General features: G+C 72.8%; 18 protein-coding genes. 10 read left to right on the top strand and 8 right to left on the bottom strand.

Annotation, left to right across the window (positions count from 1 at the left end):
• Nucleotides 1–34 precede the first annotated feature (34 nt).
• Nucleotides 35–580: a DoxX family protein gene (locus ACWCV9_RS09975; RefSeq protein ID WP_385845174.1), complete on the bottom strand. Its 546-nt coding sequence runs from the start codon at nucleotides 578–580 to the stop codon at nucleotides 35–37.
• A gap of 129 nt (nucleotides 581–709) precedes the next feature.
• On the opposite strand from ACWCV9_RS09975, the gene ACWCV9_RS09980 reads away from it, so the two are divergent.
• On the top strand, nucleotides 710–1,036 hold the full coding sequence (locus ACWCV9_RS09980; RefSeq protein ID WP_385845173.1) for a nuclear transport factor 2 family protein: 327 nt from the start codon (nucleotides 710–712) through the stop codon (nucleotides 1,034–1,036).
• Between the two features lie 147 nt (nucleotides 1,037–1,183).
• Nucleotides 1,184–2,461, top strand: coding sequence for a D-alanyl-D-alanine carboxypeptidase family protein (locus tag ACWCV9_RS09985; RefSeq protein ID WP_450785320.1), 1,278 nt, complete (start codon nucleotides 1,184–1,186; stop codon nucleotides 2,459–2,461).
• Between the two features lie 247 nt (nucleotides 2,462–2,708).
• Here ACWCV9_RS09985 and ACWCV9_RS09990 read toward each other — a convergent pair whose 3' ends face one another.
• A complete protein-coding gene (locus ACWCV9_RS09990) occupies nucleotides 2,709–3,467 on the bottom strand; it encodes an SDR family oxidoreductase (protein ID WP_450785322.1) in 759 nt (252 codons plus the stop codon).
• A gap of 160 nt (nucleotides 3,468–3,627) precedes the next feature.
• Between ACWCV9_RS09990 and ACWCV9_RS09995 the strand changes: the two genes are divergently transcribed.
• From ACWCV9_RS09995 to ACWCV9_RS10015, 5 genes are all read left to right on the top strand, one after another.
• On the top strand, nucleotides 3,628–4,938 hold the full coding sequence (locus tag ACWCV9_RS09995; protein WP_450785323.1) for a multidrug effflux MFS transporter: 1,311 nt from the start codon (nucleotides 3,628–3,630) through the stop codon (nucleotides 4,936–4,938).
• On the top strand, nucleotides 4,881–6,059 hold the full coding sequence (locus tag ACWCV9_RS10000) for a serine hydrolase domain-containing protein (RefSeq protein ID WP_450785324.1): 1,179 nt from the start codon (nucleotides 4,881–4,883) through the stop codon (nucleotides 6,057–6,059). Before ACWCV9_RS09995 ends, ACWCV9_RS10000 begins: the two co-directional genes overlap by 58 nt.
• A 46-nt stretch (nucleotides 6,060–6,105) precedes the next feature.
• Entirely contained in the window at nucleotides 6,106–7,083 is a 978-nt protein-coding gene (locus tag ACWCV9_RS10005; RefSeq protein WP_450785325.1) for a small ribosomal subunit Rsm22 family protein, read from the top strand.
• Between the two features lie 17 nt (nucleotides 7,084–7,100).
• On the top strand, nucleotides 7,101–7,724 hold the full coding sequence (locus ACWCV9_RS10010) for a TetR/AcrR family transcriptional regulator (protein ID WP_450785326.1): 624 nt from the start codon (nucleotides 7,101–7,103) through the stop codon (nucleotides 7,722–7,724).
• 78 nt (nucleotides 7,725–7,802) lie between these two features.
• Nucleotides 7,803–8,525, top strand: coding sequence for a bifunctional DNA primase/polymerase (locus ACWCV9_RS10015; RefSeq protein ID WP_385845166.1), 723 nt, complete (start codon nucleotides 7,803–7,805; stop codon nucleotides 8,523–8,525).
• 14 nt (nucleotides 8,526–8,539) lie between these two features.
• On the opposite strand, the gene ACWCV9_RS10020 is transcribed toward ACWCV9_RS10015, so the two are convergent.
• Genes ACWCV9_RS10020 through efeO form a run of 4 tightly spaced genes read right to left on the bottom strand, consistent with a single transcriptional unit; the run spans nucleotide 8,540 to nucleotide 12,756 of the window.
• Nucleotides 8,540–9,529 carry a hypothetical protein gene (locus tag ACWCV9_RS10020; RefSeq protein WP_450785327.1) on the bottom strand — a complete coding sequence of 330 codons (990 nt, stop codon included), beginning with the start codon at nucleotides 9,527–9,529 and terminating at the stop codon, nucleotides 8,540–8,542.
• Nucleotides 9,492–10,361, bottom strand: a complete 870-nt coding sequence (gene efeU / locus ACWCV9_RS10025) for an iron uptake transporter permease EfeU (protein ID WP_450785329.1) — start codon at nucleotides 10,359–10,361, stop codon at nucleotides 9,492–9,494. The genes ACWCV9_RS10020 and efeU overlap by 38 nt, the downstream gene beginning before the upstream one ends.
• 2 nt (nucleotides 10,362–10,363) lie before the next feature.
• On the bottom strand, nucleotides 10,364–11,617 hold the full coding sequence (gene efeB / locus ACWCV9_RS10030) for an iron uptake transporter deferrochelatase/peroxidase subunit (RefSeq protein ID WP_450785331.1): 1,254 nt from the start codon (nucleotides 11,615–11,617) through the stop codon (nucleotides 10,364–10,366).
• Nucleotides 11,618–11,619: 2 nt separating this feature from the next.
• Nucleotides 11,620–12,756 carry an iron uptake system protein EfeO gene (gene efeO / locus ACWCV9_RS10035; RefSeq protein ID WP_450785332.1) on the bottom strand — a complete coding sequence of 379 codons (1,137 nt, stop codon included), beginning with the start codon at nucleotides 12,754–12,756 and terminating at the stop codon, nucleotides 11,620–11,622.
• A gap of 118 nt (nucleotides 12,757–12,874) precedes the next feature.
• Here efeO and ACWCV9_RS10040 point away from each other — a divergent pair, with 118 nt between their 5' ends.
• Entirely contained in the window at nucleotides 12,875–13,765 is an 891-nt protein-coding gene (locus tag ACWCV9_RS10040) for a hypothetical protein (RefSeq protein WP_450785334.1), read from the top strand.
• Nucleotides 13,758–14,402 carry a PhzF family phenazine biosynthesis protein gene (locus tag ACWCV9_RS10045; protein ID WP_450785336.1) on the top strand — a complete coding sequence of 215 codons (645 nt, stop codon included), beginning with the start codon at nucleotides 13,758–13,760 and terminating at the stop codon, nucleotides 14,400–14,402. Before ACWCV9_RS10040 ends, ACWCV9_RS10045 begins: the two co-directional genes overlap by 8 nt.
• Before the next feature lie 34 nt (nucleotides 14,403–14,436).
• Here the strand turns inward: ACWCV9_RS10045 and ACWCV9_RS10050 are convergent, their stop codons facing one another.
• Both ACWCV9_RS10050 and map read right to left on the bottom strand, forming a co-directional pair.
• Complete coding sequence (locus ACWCV9_RS10050) at nucleotides 14,437–15,084, bottom strand: biliverdin-producing heme oxygenase (protein ID WP_450785338.1); 648 nt, start codon at nucleotides 15,082–15,084, stop codon at nucleotides 14,437–14,439.
• 135 nt (nucleotides 15,085–15,219) lie between these two features.
• On the bottom strand, nucleotides 15,220–16,077 hold the full coding sequence (gene map, locus ACWCV9_RS10055) for a type I methionyl aminopeptidase (protein WP_450785339.1): 858 nt from the start codon (nucleotides 16,075–16,077) through the stop codon (nucleotides 15,220–15,222).
• Between the two features lie 57 nt (nucleotides 16,078–16,134).
• Between map and ACWCV9_RS10060 the strand changes: the two genes are divergently transcribed.
• Nucleotides 16,135–16,368, top strand: a complete 234-nt coding sequence (locus ACWCV9_RS10060; RefSeq protein ID WP_450785341.1) for a hypothetical protein — start codon at nucleotides 16,135–16,137, stop codon at nucleotides 16,366–16,368.
• Nucleotides 16,369–16,376: the final 8 nt, after the last annotated feature.

Below are 16,376 nucleotides of genomic sequence, written 5' to 3' on the forward strand. Positions count from 1 at the left end.
CGTACTCCCGGAGCCTCTGTAACCCCTGGAACCCCTACTCCTCGAACAGCGGCTCCTGCTCGCCCTCCGTCCGCGCCCGCACCCGCTGGTTGCGCAGGCCCACCACCACGGCCGTCGCCGCCGCGGTCACGCCGAGGGCCGCCGGGACCATCCAGCCCCGGTCGAAGACATGGCCGAAGGCGTGGTCCAGGGAGAGGCGGCCGGGGCCGGTGATCGCGAGACCGGCCGCCGCGAGGCCCACGGTCGCCGCGTGCTCGTAGCCACCCTCCTGGGCGAAGAAGCCGTTGGGCGCGTGCACGGCCCCCGCGCCGGTCATCGCGCCGGCCGCCGCCGCGCCCGCCGCCGGGGTCGCCAGGCCCAGCGCGAGCAGCGTGCCGCCGCCCGCCTCCGCGAGGCCCGCCGCCATGGCGCTCGCCTTGCCGGGCTTGTAGCCGACGGACTCCATGAACTGGCCGGTTCCCTCCAGGCCGTGCCCGCCGAACCACCCGAACAGCTTCTGCGCGCCGTGGGCGACCAGCACCCCGCCGGTCCCCAGCCGGAGCAGCAGCAGGCCCAGATCGCGTCGGTCGTAACAGGTCATGGCGGCTCCCGGGCAGACAAGGGGGACGGGGGGCTGTTGTCCTCCCACCGTCGCATCAGGGGCACCGGGCGGCCCGTCCTGGAGGGCGTTCGGGTGGCGGGGCCCAGGGAGCGGTGTGAGCCTGACGCCATGACGATTCAGCCCTCCAGACTCAGCGACCCGGCCGTCCGCGCCTTCGTCACCGCCGTCAACTCCCATGACCGCGAGGCCTTCCTGGAGCTCCTCGCCCCGGACGCGACCATGTCCGACGACGGCACCGACCGGGACCTCGCCGAGTGGATCGACCAGGAGATCTTCTCCTCCCACGGCCACCTGGACGTCGAGAGGGAGTCCGACGGCGGCCGGACCCTGGTCGCCGGCTACCGCAACGACACCTGGGGCGAGATGCGCACCCGGTGGCACTTCACCGTCGACGGCGACGGATCGATCCTCCGGTTCGAGACCGGCCAGGCCTGAGCGAGCAGCTCCGAGCCGCCTGCGGTAAGAGGTGTACAAGGGCTCGGAAAGCCAGGCGCTCGTACGATTTTCATAAGACGGCACATTCCGCTCCCTCCCGCCCCGGCGTACCGGAATCCCCAGCTCTGCGCGGTGTACGGTCCCCGAGTGCGCGAATGTTCCCGGCTCAGCCGGCGTGCCGTCCTCGGACTGACGGCCGCCGCCCTCCCCCTCTCCGCTGCCACCGAAGCCTCCGCCGCCACCAGGGTCGTCGGAGGTGAGCGGCTGGCCCGTCCCGGCGTCCAGGTGAACGGTGCCACCGGACTGCCCGAGAAACTCACCGCCCGCTCCTGGCTCGTCGCCGACCAGGAGACCGGTGAGGTGCTCGCCTCGTGCAACGCGCACCGGCGGCTCGCGCCCGCGTCCACGCTGAAGATGCTGTTCGCGGACACCGTGCTGAAGAAGTTCGACCGCACCGAGCGGTACACCGTCAAGGACAGCGACCTCGCGGACATCCCGGCCGGCTCCAGCCTGGTCGGCATCAAGCCCGGCATCACCTACACCGTCGAGCAGCTGTGGCAGGGCGTGTTCCTGCGCTCCGGCAACGACGCCGTGCATGTGCTCGCCCACATGAACGGCGGTGTGCCCCGGACGGTCGCCGAGATGCAGGCCAAGGCCGAGGACCTCCAGGCCCTGGACACCCATGTGGTCAGCCCCGACGGCTTCGACCACCCGGGCCAGCTGTCCTCCGCGTACGACCTCACCTTGTTCGCCCGGCACGGTCTGAAGGACGCCGACTTCCGGGGCTACTGCTCCACCCGCACCGCCGACTTCCCGGCGGGCGGCAGGAAGACCTTCCAGATCCAGAACACCGACCGCCTGCTGACCGGGGCGTGGGGCCTGAAGACGTACGACGGGCTCATCGGCGTGAAGAACGGCTACACCAGTCACGCGGGCAACACCTTCACCGGCGCCGCCACGCGCGGCGGGCGCACCCTGCTGGTGACCGTGATGCACCCCGAGGCCGGCAGCAACGCCGTCTACGAGCAGACCGCCGCGCTGCTCGACTGGGGCTTCGCGCACGGCAGTTCCGCGCGGGCCGTGGGCATGCTGGTCGATCCGCTGAGCGAGGGCGGCGCGGCCGCGGGCCCCGGCGGTGTCGCCCGCAGGTCCTCCGGCGCGGCCGCCGATGCTCCGGACCCGGCCGGCGGCAAGGACTCGCCGTGGCATCTCGCCGAGGGCGCGGCGGGGACCCTGGCGCTGCTGGGGGCCGGTGTGTGGGCGCTGCGCAGGCGCGCGGTGCGCAGGGCGGAGGCCAGGGCACAGGCCCGAGCGCAGGCGCGGGCCGCGGTACGGCGGAGCCCGGTGGCCGGGCAGCGGGGAGCGGTGGGAGAGTTCGACGAGGCGGGAGAAGCGGGGGAGGCCGGAGGCAGGCATCGCCGCTGAGCGGTGCCCTGTGTACCGCAGTGTGTGCGGCAGCCGTTCCACCCACCGGTGCGTGCCTCGCGTCGATCGCGAGGCCCACCCCCAACTCCGGCCGGTGGAACGGCTGCCGCGCCCCCCTCGGTATGGCTTGCGGAACTCCGGTGCCTCAAGTGTGAAGCTCTGGTGGAGATGAGTTGACCATACGTCCTCGATCGGCCGCAATAGTGCGGATTATCAAATTCCGCTTGTGTGCGGGCGGAGGGGCCCCTCAGCCCCGCCCGATGTACGGCATGGCCGTCGCCAGTACGGTCGCGAACTGCACGTTCGCCTCCAGCGGCAACTCGGCCATGTGCCGCACGGTACGCGCCACATCGGCCACATCCATCACCGGTTCCGGGGCTACCGCCCCGTTCGCCTGGAGCGCCCCCGTCTGCATCCGGGCCGTCATGTCCGTCGCCGCGTTGCCGATGTCGATCTGCCCGACCGCGATCCGGTACGGCCGCCCATCCAGCGACAGCGACTTGGTCAGCCCGGTCAGCGCGTGCTTCGTCGCGGTGTAGGCCACCGAGTGCGGGCGGGGCGTGTGCGCCGAGATGGAGCCGTTGTTGATGATCCGGCCGCCCTGCGGATCCTGCTCCTTCATCCGCCGGTACGCCGCCTGCGCGCACAGGAACGCCCCGTTGAGGTTGGTGTCCACCACGTGCCGCCAGGCGTCGTACGGCAGGTCCTCGACCGGCACCCCGCCGGGCCCGAACGTGCCCGCGTTGTTGAACAGCAGGTCCACCCGCCCGAACCGGTCCACCACCGCCGCGAACAGCGCCTCCACGTTCTCCGGCCGTGACACGTCGGTGCGCACGGCGAGCGCGGCACCCTCCGGCACCAGCGCCGCCGTCTCCTGAAGGGTCCCGGTACGGCGGCCCGCCAGCGCCACCGACCAGCCGGCGCGCAGCAGCTCGACGGCGACGGCCCGCCCGATGCCGGAGCCCGCGCCGGTCACCACCGCGATCTTCGATTGCCTCTCGGTCATGGCTCCGCAGCCTAGGCGGCAGGTCCGTCATGCGGAATCCACTGTCCGCCATACGGTTACCCGCCCGCCACGGCCCCCCACCGCCGCACTCGTTCATGTGTGCCTCGGGAGTCTGTGCGAGCTGAGAACATGGGGGCCGGTCACCACCAGGGAGGGACAGATGTCCGAGCACGCGGCGGCACCGCCGCCGGAGACGGAACACGACACCACCGCCCCCGCCTCCACCCCGCCGCCGGCCGCCGCGCGCCGCACCGGCCTGCTCGTCACCTTCGTGCTCGGCGGCCTCACCGCCACACCCCCGCTGGCCATGGACATGTATCTGCCGGCGCTGCCCGAGGTCACCCGGTCCCTGCACGCCCCCGCCGCCACCGTCCAGCTCACCCTCACCGCCTGCCTGCTGGGCATGGCCCTGGGACAGCTGGTCGTCGGCCCCATGAGCGACCGCTGGGGCCGCCGCCGCCCGCTCCTCACCGGCCTCGCCGTCTACCTCCTCGCCACCGCCCTGTGCGCCCTCGCCCCGAACGTCGAGACCCTGGTCGCCTTCCGGCTGGCCCAGGGCCTCGCGGGCGCCGCCGGGATCGTCATCGCCCGGGCCGTCGTACGCGACCTGTACGACGGTGTGGCCATGGCCCGCTTCTTCTCCACCCTGATGCTGATCTCCGGGGCCGCCCCGATCGTGGCCCCGCTCGTCGGCGGACAGATCCTCCGGGTGACCGACTGGCGGGGCGTGTTCGTCGTCCTCACCGTGGTCGGCGCCGCACTCGCCGCGCTGGTCTGGCTGCGGCTGCCCGAGACCCTGCCGCCCGCCGACCGGCACGACGGCGGGGTGCCCGAGGCCCTGCGCGCCATGCGCGGCCTCCTCACCGACCTGCCCTTCACCGGCTACATGCTGGCCGGCGGCTTCGCCTTCGCCGCGCTGTTCGCCTACATATCGGCGTCCCCGTTCGTCATCCAGGAGATCTACGGCGCCTCCCCGCAGACCTTCAGCCTGCTGTTCGGCCTCAACTCCGTCGGTCTCGTCGTCGCCGGGCAGATCAACGGCAAGGTGCTGGTGGGCCGGGTCCGCCTGGACAAGGTGCTGGCGACCGGCCTGGCCGTGATCGTCCTCGCCGCGACCGCCCTGCTGCTGATGTCCACCGGCGTCCTCGGCACGCCCGGCCTGGCCCCGGTCGCCGCCGCCCTCTTCGTCCTCATGTCCGCGATGGGCATCACCCTGCCCAACGCCCAGTCCCTCGCCCTGCTGCGCACCCGGCGCGCCGCCGGCTCCGCCTCCGCCCTGCTCGGCACCTCCTCCTTCCTGGTCGGCGCGGTCGCCTCCCCGCTCGTCGGGGTCGCCGGGGAGCGCACCGCCGTCCCCATGGCCGTCGTACAACTGACGGCGGCACTGGCCGCCACGGTCTGCTTCATGGCAATGTGCCGTCCCTGGAAGACACCGACGACACAGGTGGGGCCGGAGGGAGACCGGAACTGAGCGCACCGCGACTGCGCGTCGACACCCCGGAGCGGGCCGGCCTCGACCCCACGCACCTGCGGCACATGACCGACGAGCTGCACGCCCTCACCGCCGGAGACCGCCCCTGGGCGGCCGGCGCCGTGCTGCTGGCCGGACGCGGCCCGGTGATCGCCGTGGCCGAGGCCGCCGGCTGGGCCGTCCGCTATGCCGGCTACGACGCGGCCGCCGACAACGCTGTCGAACTCCCGCCCGCCGCCCGGGTGCCGATGACCCTCGGCACCCCCTTCGACCTGGCCTCCCTCACCAAGCTCTGCACCGCCGTCGCCGCCGTGCAGCAGATCGAACGCGGCACCCTCGGCATCGACGCCCGCGTCGGCGCCTATCTGCCCGACTTCCACGCGGCCGCCGACCACGGCATCACCGTGCGGCAGCTGCTCACCCACACCTCCGGGCTGCGCCCCGAACTCCCGCTGTACGACTGCCCGGACATCGCCGCCCGCCTCGACCTGCTGCGCGCCGAGGCCCCCACCGGGCCGCCCGGCACCCCGCTCTACTCCGACCTCAACATGCTGCTGCTCCAGTTCGTGCTGGAGCGGATCACCGGCCGCACCCTCGACGTCCTCGTCCGGGACGGCATCACCCGTCCGCTCGGCATGACCGCGACCCGCTTCGGGCCCTGCCCCGGCGCGGCGGCCACCGAGGACCAGCGGCGGCCCTGGGCCAAGGCCGACCGGGGCATGCTGCGGGGCGTGGTGCACGACGAGAACGCCTGGGCGCTGGGCGGGGTCGCCGGGCACGCCGGGCTCTTCTCCACCGCGGGCGACCTCGCGATCCTGTGCCGGACCCTGCTCGCGGGCGGCTCCTACGGCACCGCGCGCATCCTCGGCCCGGATTTCACCGAGCTGCTGCTCACCCCGCCGGGGCTGGGCTTCGCCGTGGACCAGCCCTGGTTCATGGGAGAGCTGGCGGGCCGGGGCGCGGCCGGCCACACCGGGTTCACCGGCACCTCGCTGGTCCTCGACCCGGCCACCGACACCTTCCTGATCCTGCTGGCCAACACGGTCCACCCGAGGCGCAGCCCACCGGACAGCAGGCCGCGGGCGACCCTGGGCACGCTGCTGGCCCGGGCGGTGGTCTGACCGGGCGGCGGGCAGGGGCGGCCGCGTCCGGCCATACAATCACCGGGTGAACGACACCCTCCGCAGCGCACTGGCGGAGCTGCTCGCCGAGCTGCCCCCCACCCAGGCCGCCGGAGCCGTGGAACGACTGATCGCCCACTACCGCGGCGACACCCCCACCCACGCCCCGATCCTGCGTGACCGCGCCGACGTCGCCGCCTACGCGGCCTACCGCATGCCGGCCACCTTCGAGGCGGCCCGCTCGGCCCTCACCGCCCTCGCCGACGCCGTGCCCGGCTGGACCCCGGCCGGCCATGTCGACGTGGGCGGCGGCACCGGCGCCGCCACCTGGGCCGTCGCGGACACCTGGCCCGGCGGGCGCAGCATCACCGTGCTGGACTGGGCCGAGCCCGCCCTCGCCCTCGGCCGGGAGCTGGCCGCCGCCAACCCCGCCCTGGCCGGCGCCCGCTGGCAGCGCGCCCGGATCGGCTCGGCGCTCACCCTCGACAGCACCGACCTCGTCACCGTCTCGTACGTCCTCAACGAACTCGCCGAGGCCGACCGCGCCGCCCTGGTGGACGCCGCCGCGGCCGCCGCCCGGGCCGTGGTGATCGTGGAGGCCGGCACCCCCGCCGGATACGCCCGGGTCATCGAGGCCCGCGACCGGCTCGTCCGCGCCGGATTCCACATCGCCGCGCCCTGCCCGCACAGCGCCGCCTGCCCGATCGTGCCCGGCCAGGACTGGTGCCACTTCTCCGCCCGGGTCGGCCGCTCCTCGCTGCACCGCCAGGTCAAGGGCGGCTCCCTCGGCCACGAGGACGAGAAGTTCTCCTACGTCGCCGCGACCCGGCTGCCCGTCACCCCGGCCCCCGCCCGGGTCGTCCGGCGCCCGCAGATCCGCAAGGGCCAGGTGCTGCTCGACCTGTGCGAGGCGGACCAGCGGCTGAGCCGTACCACGGTCACCAAGCGCCACGGCGATCTGTACAAGGCGGCCCGGGACGCCGACTGGGGCGACGCCTGGCCGCCCGAGGGCGCCGAAGCGTAGCTTGTTAGCTTCGAGCCATGGAGAGGAAGCCCGCCCCCGACACCAGCCGCCGCAGCGAGAAGTCCCGCCAGGCGATCCACGCCGCCGCCCTCGCTCTGGTCGGCGAGATCGGCTACCCGAGGACCACGGTCGAGGGCATCGCCGCGCGCGCCGGCGTCGGCAAGCAGACCATCTACCGCTGGTGGTCCTCCAAGGCGGACGTGCTGCTGGAGGCGTTCCTCGCCCTCGGCGAGCAGACCGCCCGGGAGGCGGGGCAGCAGCCGTACGCCATCCCGGACACCGGTGATCTCGCCGCCGACCTCAAGGCGGTGCTCCGGGCCACCGTGGACACGCTCCGCGACCCGCGCTTCGAGGCACCGGCGCGGGCGCTGGCCGCCGAGGGCCTGCTGGACGAGCAGGTCGGCCGCACCTATGTGACCCGGCTCCTGGAACCCCAGCTCCAGCTGTACGTCGACCGGCTCCGCTCGGCGCAGCGCAGCGGGGCGGTGCGGGCCGGCATCGACCCGCGGATCGCCCTGGAACTCTTCGTCTCGCCGCTCGCCCAGCGCTGGCTCCAGCGCACCGGGCCGATCTCGTACGACTACACGGACACCCTCGTCGACTACGCCCTGCACGGCATCGCGGACCCCCGAAGCGCGTGAAGATGGGACGATAAGGCATGCTGTCCGCACGCCGGCGAGGCGACCACTCACCTGGCGACCACCAAACCGAGGGGATAGATGAGCGCGACGTTCGGCGGCCGGTCCGGTCGGCAGGGCAAACTCTCCCAGTGGCTGCTCGGACGCCGTGCGAAGGAGACCGCCGACCCCGGCGGCCGTGAGGACCTGCTGGTGGCCGCCGCCGCGGCGGGCCTGCCGCTCGCGCCTGCCGCCCACCCCGCCCCCGGCTACCGGTGCTCCTGCGACCGCGTGGGCTGTCCCACCCCGGCCCGGCACCCGGTGTCGTTCGCCTGGCAGACCCAGTCCACGACCGACCGCGCCCAGATCGAGCGCTGGGCCCGGCACCAGCCGCAGGCCAACTTCATCACCGCCACCGGCATGGTGCACGACGTGCTGGACGTGCCCCTGGAGGCCGGGCGCGAGGCCCTCGGCCGGCTGCTCGACGCGGGCGTCGAGGTCGGCCCGGTCGCCGAGAGCGACGACGGCCGCATGCTGTTCTTCACGCTGACTCGGGGCACCCCGGAGGACGAGGACGAGTGGTGGCCCTGTGAGCTGGACTGCCACCCCGAGACCATGGACGAGCACCCCGGCCTGCGCTGGCACTGCCGGGGCTCCTACGTCCTGGTGCCGCCCGCCCGGCTGCCCGGCGACGACGACCAGCAGGTGCGCTGGACCCGCGGACCGGAGCATCCGCTGCCGGACCCGCTGACCCTGCTGGAGGTCCTCACCGACGTCTGCGCCCGGTACGCGGACACCGCCGCCCCCTGGCCGCTGCGGCACTGACCGCGCCGGGGGCGCTACTCGCCCTTGGCCGCCGTGAGCCCCTGGAGCCGCCCGAGCATCCGCACCTGCCCGCCGCCCGCCGGGTCCACGGCGACATCGCCGGCGACGGACTCCAGCGTCAGCGACTGCTTGATCTCGCCCTGGGTCAGGGCTTGCACGTCCTTCGTCTGGGCCGGTACCGAGGTGCCCTGGGCGGCCGTCTGCTTCTCGAAGTGGTGCGTGCTGAAGAAGACCAGCGCGCCGCCGTCCGCGGTGCGCAGCGCGAGCGGGGCGTAGGCGCCGTGGTCGAGCGGCTGGTCGAGGTACTGCCGGACCAGCCCCGGCCGCTTGGCCTGGTGGGTGCGGCCGGCGCGCAGCCCGCTGGTGAAGGGGCCCTCGGCGAAGCCGCTGCCACCGTTCTTCAGATAGCCCGTGTAGGCCTTGCTCAGCTCGGCCGGCTTCATCGCCAGCCCGGCGGCGTCGGCCGGCACCGCCTCGGCGAAACCGTCGTCACCGGTCGTGAAGGCGGGTACGGCACCGGGCCGCACCAGCGTCAGATACGACACCCGCCAGCGCTCGCCGAGGTCGCCCCGGGTGAAGACGAGCAGCCAGCGGTAGCCGGTGGCGATGTTGCCCTTGGCGTCGGCGACGAACCAGCGCGGCCAGCCCGCCTTCTTCGGGATCGTGATCTTCACGTCCGTCAGCTTCAGCGGCACGTGACCGGAGTTGCCCGACGGGCTGTTGGTGTGCCCGGCCTTCAGCCGCGCGGCGTCGACGTCACCGAACGGGCCGGTGACATAGGGGGCGTCCAGGGAACTGTCGTAGGCCTTGTCGGCCTTGTTGTACGCGTCCGTGAAGGCGGTGAGCGCCCTGGTGGTCTCGGCGCGCGTCGCGGCCGGGAGGACCGTGCGCTCGCCGTGCACCACCATGCATCCGCTCGCGGTCAGCGACAAAGCGGTCAGCGAGGCCGCTATGAGTGCGTTCCGGTCACGCCGACGCCGTCGACGGCTGCGTTCCCTGGTCATCGGGCTCCTTCACCTTCCCCTTTCCGGAGGCGAACCCTACCGGGGAGAGGAACAGCCCGAGTACCGGGACCAAGTACAGCGCCCACACCGTGATCTGTACGACCGTCGGGTCGGGCTGGAAGTTGAACACGCCCTTGAGCAGCGTGCCGTACCAGCTGTCCGGCGGGATGGTGCCGCTGATGTCGAAGGCGAGCCGGTTGATGCCCGGGATCCAGCCGGCCTCCTGGAGGTCGTGGAAGCCGTAGGCCAGCACGCCCGCCGCGACCACGACCAGCATGCCGCCGGTCCAGGTGAAGAACCTGGCCAGGTTGATCCGCAGGGCGCCGCGGTAGAACAGCCAGCCGAGCAGCACGGCGGTGGCCAGGCCGAGTGCCGCTCCGGCCAGCGGACGCGGGGTGCCGTCGCTCGCCGCGTGCACCGACGCCCACACGAACAGCGCGGTCTCCAGGCCCTCCCGGCCGACGGCGAGGAAGGCGGTGGCGACCAGGGCGCCGGTGCCCAGCGCGAGGGCCGCGTCCAGCTTGCCGTGCAGCTCCGACTTCAGGTGCCGGGCGGTGCGCCGCATCCAGAACACCATCCAGGTGACCAGGCCGACGGCGACGATCGACAGCGAGCCGCCGAGCGCCTCCTGGGCCTTGAAGGTCAGCTCCTGCGAGCCGTACTCCAGGGCGCAGCCGAAGCCCATGGCGATGGCGATCGCGATGGCGATGCCGGTCCAGATCGGCTTCAGGGCGTCCCGGCGGCCGGTCTTGGCCAGGTAGGCGATCAGGATGCAGACGACGAGCGACGCCTCCAGGCCCTCCCGCAGTCCGAGCAGGTAGTTGGAGAACACTGCTACGCCTCCTTCGAGAACAGGGTGCGGCCCCACCAGTCGCCGGCGTCCCGGACGCCGGGCGGCACCGCGAAGACGGCCGAACCCACGTGCTGCGTGTACTCGTTGAGCGCGTCGTGCGCGGACAGCTGGCGCTGGAGCGGGATGAAGCCGTGGCGCACGTCCCGCTGGTAGGCCAGGAAGAACAGGCCCGCGTCCAGCCGGCCGAGCCCGTCGGTGCCGTCGGTGAAGGAGTAGCCGCGGCGCAGGATGGTGATGCCGCCGTTGGCGTCCGGGTGCGCGAGCCGCACGTGCGCGGTGGGCTTCATCGCCTTCAGGAACGGCTCGTCGTGCTCCTTGGCCTTGCCGACCGGGGCGCCCTCGCGCTTGTCCCGCCCGAACACGTCCTCCTGCTCCTGCAAGGGGGTGCGGTCCCAGGTCTCGATGTTCATGCGGATGCGCCGGGCGACGAGGTACGACCCGCCGGTCATCCAGGCCGGGCCGTCGCCCTCGCCCACCCAGACGTGCTTCTTCAGCCGGTCCGTCTCGGTGCCCGCGATGTTGCGGGTGCCGTCCTTGAAGCCGAAGAGGTTGCGCGGGGTCTGCGCGTCCGGGGTGGTCGAGGAGGTCTTGCCGAAGCCCAGCTGGGACCAGCGGACGGCGACCTTGCCGAAGCCGATCCGGGCCAGGTTGCGGATGGCGTGCACGGCGACCTGCGGATCGTCCGCGCAGGCCTGCACGCACAGGTCGCCGCCGGTGCGGGCCTTCTCCAGGTTGTCCCCGGGGAACTGCGGCAGGTCGACCAGGGCGGCCGGCCGCCGGTCGTGCAGGCCGAACTTCTCGAACAGGGACGGCCCGAAGCCGAGGGTGAGGGTCAGCCGGGACGGCTTCAGCCCCATCGCCTCGCCGGTGTCGTCCGGCGGCGCCTCGGCGAGCCCGTCGAAGGCGCCCTCGCCGACCGGCTTGCCGGCCGTCATCCGCCGGGCCGCCTCGGTCCAGTCCTTCAGCAGCTGCACGAACTCGGCGCGGTCCTCGGTCTTCACGTCGAACGCGGCGAAGTGCAGCCGGTCCTGCACCGGTGTGGCGATGCCGGCCTGGTGGGCGCCGTGGAACGGCACCGCGCCGCCCGCGTCGGCGGCTGCCGGGGCCATGTCGTCGCCCGCCCCGGCCATCGCCACCGCGCCGCCGGCCGCCGCGGCACCGAGCGCGAGCCCGGCCCCGCCCCAGCCGATCAGCGCCCGGCGCGAGGGAGAGGGCGCCTGGTTCTGCTCGGTCATGGTCACTTCACCACCGCGGCGGCGAGCTTGGACAGCGGCTCGGCGAGCGCGTTCACCGCGTCCGACAGCTCCTTGCGCTGGTCCTCGGTCACCTTGTCGTAGGAGACGAAGTCGTAGGACTTCTTGTCGGTGCGGTACTTGTCCAGCAGCGTGTTCAGCGCCGGGAACTGCTTGTCCAGCTCCTTGGCCAGCGCCGGGTCGTTCTTCGCGGCGACCGGCTTCAGCAGCTCGTACGCCTTCTGCGCGCCCTCGACGTTGCCCTTGAAGTCGACCAGGTCGGTGTGCGCGTAGCGGTCCTCCTCGCCGGTGACCTTGCCGGTGGCGACCTCATCCAGCAGCTCCTTGGCGCCGTTGGCCATGGAGGTGGGGGTGATCTGGGCGGTGCCGACCCGGTCCCGCCAGTCCTTCAGGTCCGTCACCAGCTGGGCGGCGAGGGCCTTCTCCTCGGCACCGATCTTCCGGTCCTGCCAGAGAGCCTTCTCCAGCCGGTGCCAGCCGGTCCACTTCTGGCCCTTCTCCAGGCCGTCGGCGCGGGTGTCGATCTTCGGGTCGATGGTGCCGAAGGACTCGGCGATCGGCTCGGTGCGCTCCCAGCCGAGGCGCGAGGGCGCGTAGGCCTTCTTCGCGGCGTCGAGGTCGCCGTCCCGGACGGCCTTGGCGAAGGTCTCGGCGAGCGGCACGGTGGCGTCGGCCTGGTCCTGCGCGTACTGCCGGTACGCGGCGACCGCCTGGTCCAGCCGCGGGTCCCGCTGCGCGGCCCGGGCCCCGCCGGTGACGGTGAGCTTCTGCCGGACGCCGCGGCCCTTCATACCGGGGCGGCAGGCGATCTCGTACGAACCGGCCTTCACCTCGGCGGTCAGCGTGTACTTGGTGCCGGGGCCGATGTTCTCCTTCTCGGAGACGATCCGGTCGTCCGGGAGCAGGATCTCGACCTCGGTGGCGTGGGCGCCCTTGTTCTCTATCTTCAGCGTGACCTGGCCGGCGGGCACGGAGTGGGCCGAGGTGTCGCAGGTGGCGTCGGCGGCGGTGACCCGGATGGCGTCGCCGTCCTTGGCGTCGCTCTTCGCCGTGCAGGCTGTGAGGGCGGTCAGAGCGGCAGCGCCGGCGGCGGCGATGACGGTCAGTCGGGCGGCTCGCATGCAGGCTCCAGGCAAGTAAGGTTGGTGAGGCTTGCCTAATTTAACTGAGCCTTACCTGAGTCTTACCCAATCCTGCGGTGATTCATCTCTCACCGGGCCGTGTGGAAGGCTTGCGGCCATGGAGAACGCGCGCCGGGAGTTCCTCGGGGAGCACCGCCTGGTCCTGGACATCCGAAACCGGCCGGATCCGCCCCCGCTGCGCTTCGAGACCGCCGACGACGGCAGACTGCTGCTCCGTCAGTCCGGGCGCCCCCTGCTGCTCGGCCGCTCGGTGGCCGGCCCGAGCTGCTGCCGCGATCTGCATCTGCACCGGCTCGACGGCTACCGCTCGCCGCTGCCGCCGCCCACCGCGGCGCTCCAGCGCTCCTCGGTCAACTGGCCGCACACCTACGCCCGTCTGCTGGAACACGCCGACGGCACCCCACTGGCCGACGGCCGCTGGGAACTGGCCCTGCGCACCGGCTTCCCGCCCGGCATCTGGGACGCCGACCTCGTCCGCGAGTGGCCCGGCGGCAGCCTCGAGCTGTACTGCGGCGGCGGCTGGCACGGCGTCCTGCCGCTGCGCCCGCTGTCGCCGCCCGACTCCGGCCGGGTCAAGGCGTACCGCAAGCAGGTCCGCGAGGGCACGGCCGCGCCGGTCCTGCTGTGGTGGGTGACCTTCCTCGACGGCTGGCTGCTGCTCGACGGGCACGACCGGGCGGTGGCCGCGCTGGCCGAGGGGCGGATCCCCGAGTCCGTGGTGCTCACCCGGGTGCCCGACGCCGACAAGCAGCAGGAGGGCGCCGACGAGATCGCCCGGGCCTACGAGTACCACCTGGAGCGGCTCGCCGCCCTCCCGCCCGGTCCCGGCACCGAGCGCCAACGGGTCACCATCGAGCGGGGCTACGGCGACGCCCTCGCCGAGCTGCCCTACGCCGTGGTGGGCACCGGCACCCACCTGCTGCCCGGCGGCGCCCCCGCCTGGGACGCGCTCGCCCGGGCCGCGATGTTTCAATGCCCGCGTGACTGATTACGACGTACTCCGCGTCTTCTGCGCACCGAACGGCGGTTACGGCAACGAACTCGGCGTCGTCCGCGAGGGCTCGCTGCTGCCCGAGCGGAGCGACCGGCAGGCCCTCGCGGCCAAACTCGGGTTCAGCGAGACCGTGTTCGTGGACGACCCCGAGCGCGGCGTGATCGACATCTACACCCCCGGCGTGCGGCTGCCCTTCGCCGGTTACCCCTGCGTCGGCGCCGCCTGGCTGCTCGACGTGCCCGAACTGGTCACCCCGGCCGGGGTGGTCGGCGCCCGGCTGGACGGCGAGTTCAGCTGGATCGAGGCCCGCGCGGAGTGGGTGCCGCCGCGGACCCTGCGCCAGTACGCCACCGCCGCCGAGGTGGACGCCCTTCAGGTGCCGCCGCCGGGGGAGTGGATCTACGCGTGGGCCTGGGAGGACGAGGCGGCCGGCCGGGTCCGCGCCCGGGGCTTCCCCGGCCGCGGCGACGGCATCGAGGAGGACGAGGCGACGGGCGCCGCGGCTCTCCTGCTCACCGACCGGCTGGGCCGCGCCCTCAACATCACCCAGGGCAAGGGCTCCCAGCTCCTCACCGCACCCCAGCCGCACGGCTGGGTGGAGATCGGCGGCCGGGTCGTCCTCGAACGCTAGGCAACGCTCAGGCGTTCAGAACGCCGGGCAACCGTCAGGCGCTCAGCCGGAACTCCTCGCCCAGGGCCCGGAACACGTCCGTGTTCAAGGTGAACGCCCGCCTGCACTCGCCGGCGATCCGCTGCCGCTCCAGCTCGTCCGCCGGTATCGCGTCCAGGAGTTCGCGGTACGACCGCTTGAAGGCGGCCGGGCTGGACAGGCCCTCGAAGACATAGAAGCGGACGCCGTCGCCCTTCCTCGCGAAGCCCCACGTCCGCTCCGCCCGGTCCCGGATGACCTGGCCGCCGGACAGATCGCCGAGGTAGCGGGTGTAGTGGTGGGCGACATAGCCGCCGGGCCAGTGCTCGGCGCACTCCCGGATCCGGTCCGCGTACGCCCGGGTGGCGGGCAGCGCGCTCAGCCCCGCCCGCCAGCCGGGCCCCCGCAGATGCGCCAGGTCCCGCTCCAGCGCGGCCAGCCGGAACAGCTCGGGGCGTATGAAGGGACCGGCCAGCGGATCCCCGGCCAGGGCGGCGGCCGTACGCTCCAGCGCCTCGTACACGAACCAGAGCTGTTCGGTGTAGCGCGCGTACGCGGACACGCCGAGCCGGCCGCCGAGCAGGTCGGTCATGAACGTCGAGGTCTCCGCCGCCGCGTGCTGTTCGCGGGTCGCGGTGCGGATGAGGGTCGAGAACGGCTCCATGGGGTTCTCCTCAGCTGTCCGACCTGCTGTCGGTAATTTTACCGACGCGCTGTCGGAAAAACATCGGAGCGCCGTTCACCGGTACGAAAAAGCCCGCCCCCGGAACGAGGGCGGGCAGCGGCAGGGGGGCCGGTGTCACGGCAGGGTGAGGATCTCCGCGCCGGTCTCCGTCACCACCAGGGTGTGCTCGAACTGTGCGGTCCGCTTGCGGTCCTTCGTGACGACCGTCCAGCCGTCGTCCCACATGTCGTACTCGTGCGTCCCCAGCGTCAGCATCGGCTCGATGGTGAACGTCATCCCGGGCTGCATCACCGTGGTCGCGTGCGGGCTGTCGTAGTGCGGGATGATCAGCCCGGAGTGGAACGACGAGTTGATCCCGTGCCCGGTGAAGTCCCGCACCACGCCGTACCCGAACCGCTTGGCGTACGACTCGATCACCCGGCCGATGACATTGATCTGCCGGCCCGGCTTGACCGCCTTGATCGCGCGGTTGAGCGCCTCGCGGGTCCGCTCCACCAGCAGCCGCGACTCCTCGTCCACCTCCCCGACCAGGTAGGTGGCGTTGTTGTCGCCGTGCACCCCGCCGATGTACGCCGTCACGTCCAGGTTGACGATGTCACCGTCGCGCAGCACCGTCGAGTCCGGGATGCCGTGGCAGATGACCTCGTTGACCGAGGTGCACAGCGACTTCGGGAAGCCGCGGTAGCCGAGCGTCGACGGGTAGGCGCCGTGGTCGCACATGTACGCGTGCGCGACCTTGTCCAGCTGGTCCGTGGTGACGCCCGGCGCGATGATCTTCGCGGCCTCCTCCATCGCCTGCGCGGCGATACGGCCGGCGATCCGCATCGCCTCGATGGTCTCCGGGGTCTGCACCTCCGGACCGGTGTAGGGCGTCGGCGCGGGCTTGCCGACGTACTCGGGACGGCGGATGTTTCCGGGTACCGAACGGGTGGGAGACAGCTCCCCTGGGACGAGCAGCGACTGGCCAGACATGCAAGCGAGTCTATCCACGCACATGGGGCACCATGTCGATGGCGAAAGGAGCCGTTCATGGCGCTGTTCAAGAAGCGCACGGCCGGTAAGCCCGGCGAGTGGTACTACTGCCTGGAGCACAAGAAGGTGGAGGAGGGCCCGGACTGCCCGGGCAAGGACCGCTTCGGACCGTACGCCTCCCGCCAGGAGGCCGAGGCCGCGATGGAGACCGCCCAGAAGCGCAACCTCCAGTGGGAGACCGACCCGCGCTGGCACGACACCCCGCCCGGTGACGGCTCCGAGGAGGACTGACCGGCCGA

Source organism: Streptomyces sp. NPDC001606, from assembly GCF_053596835.1.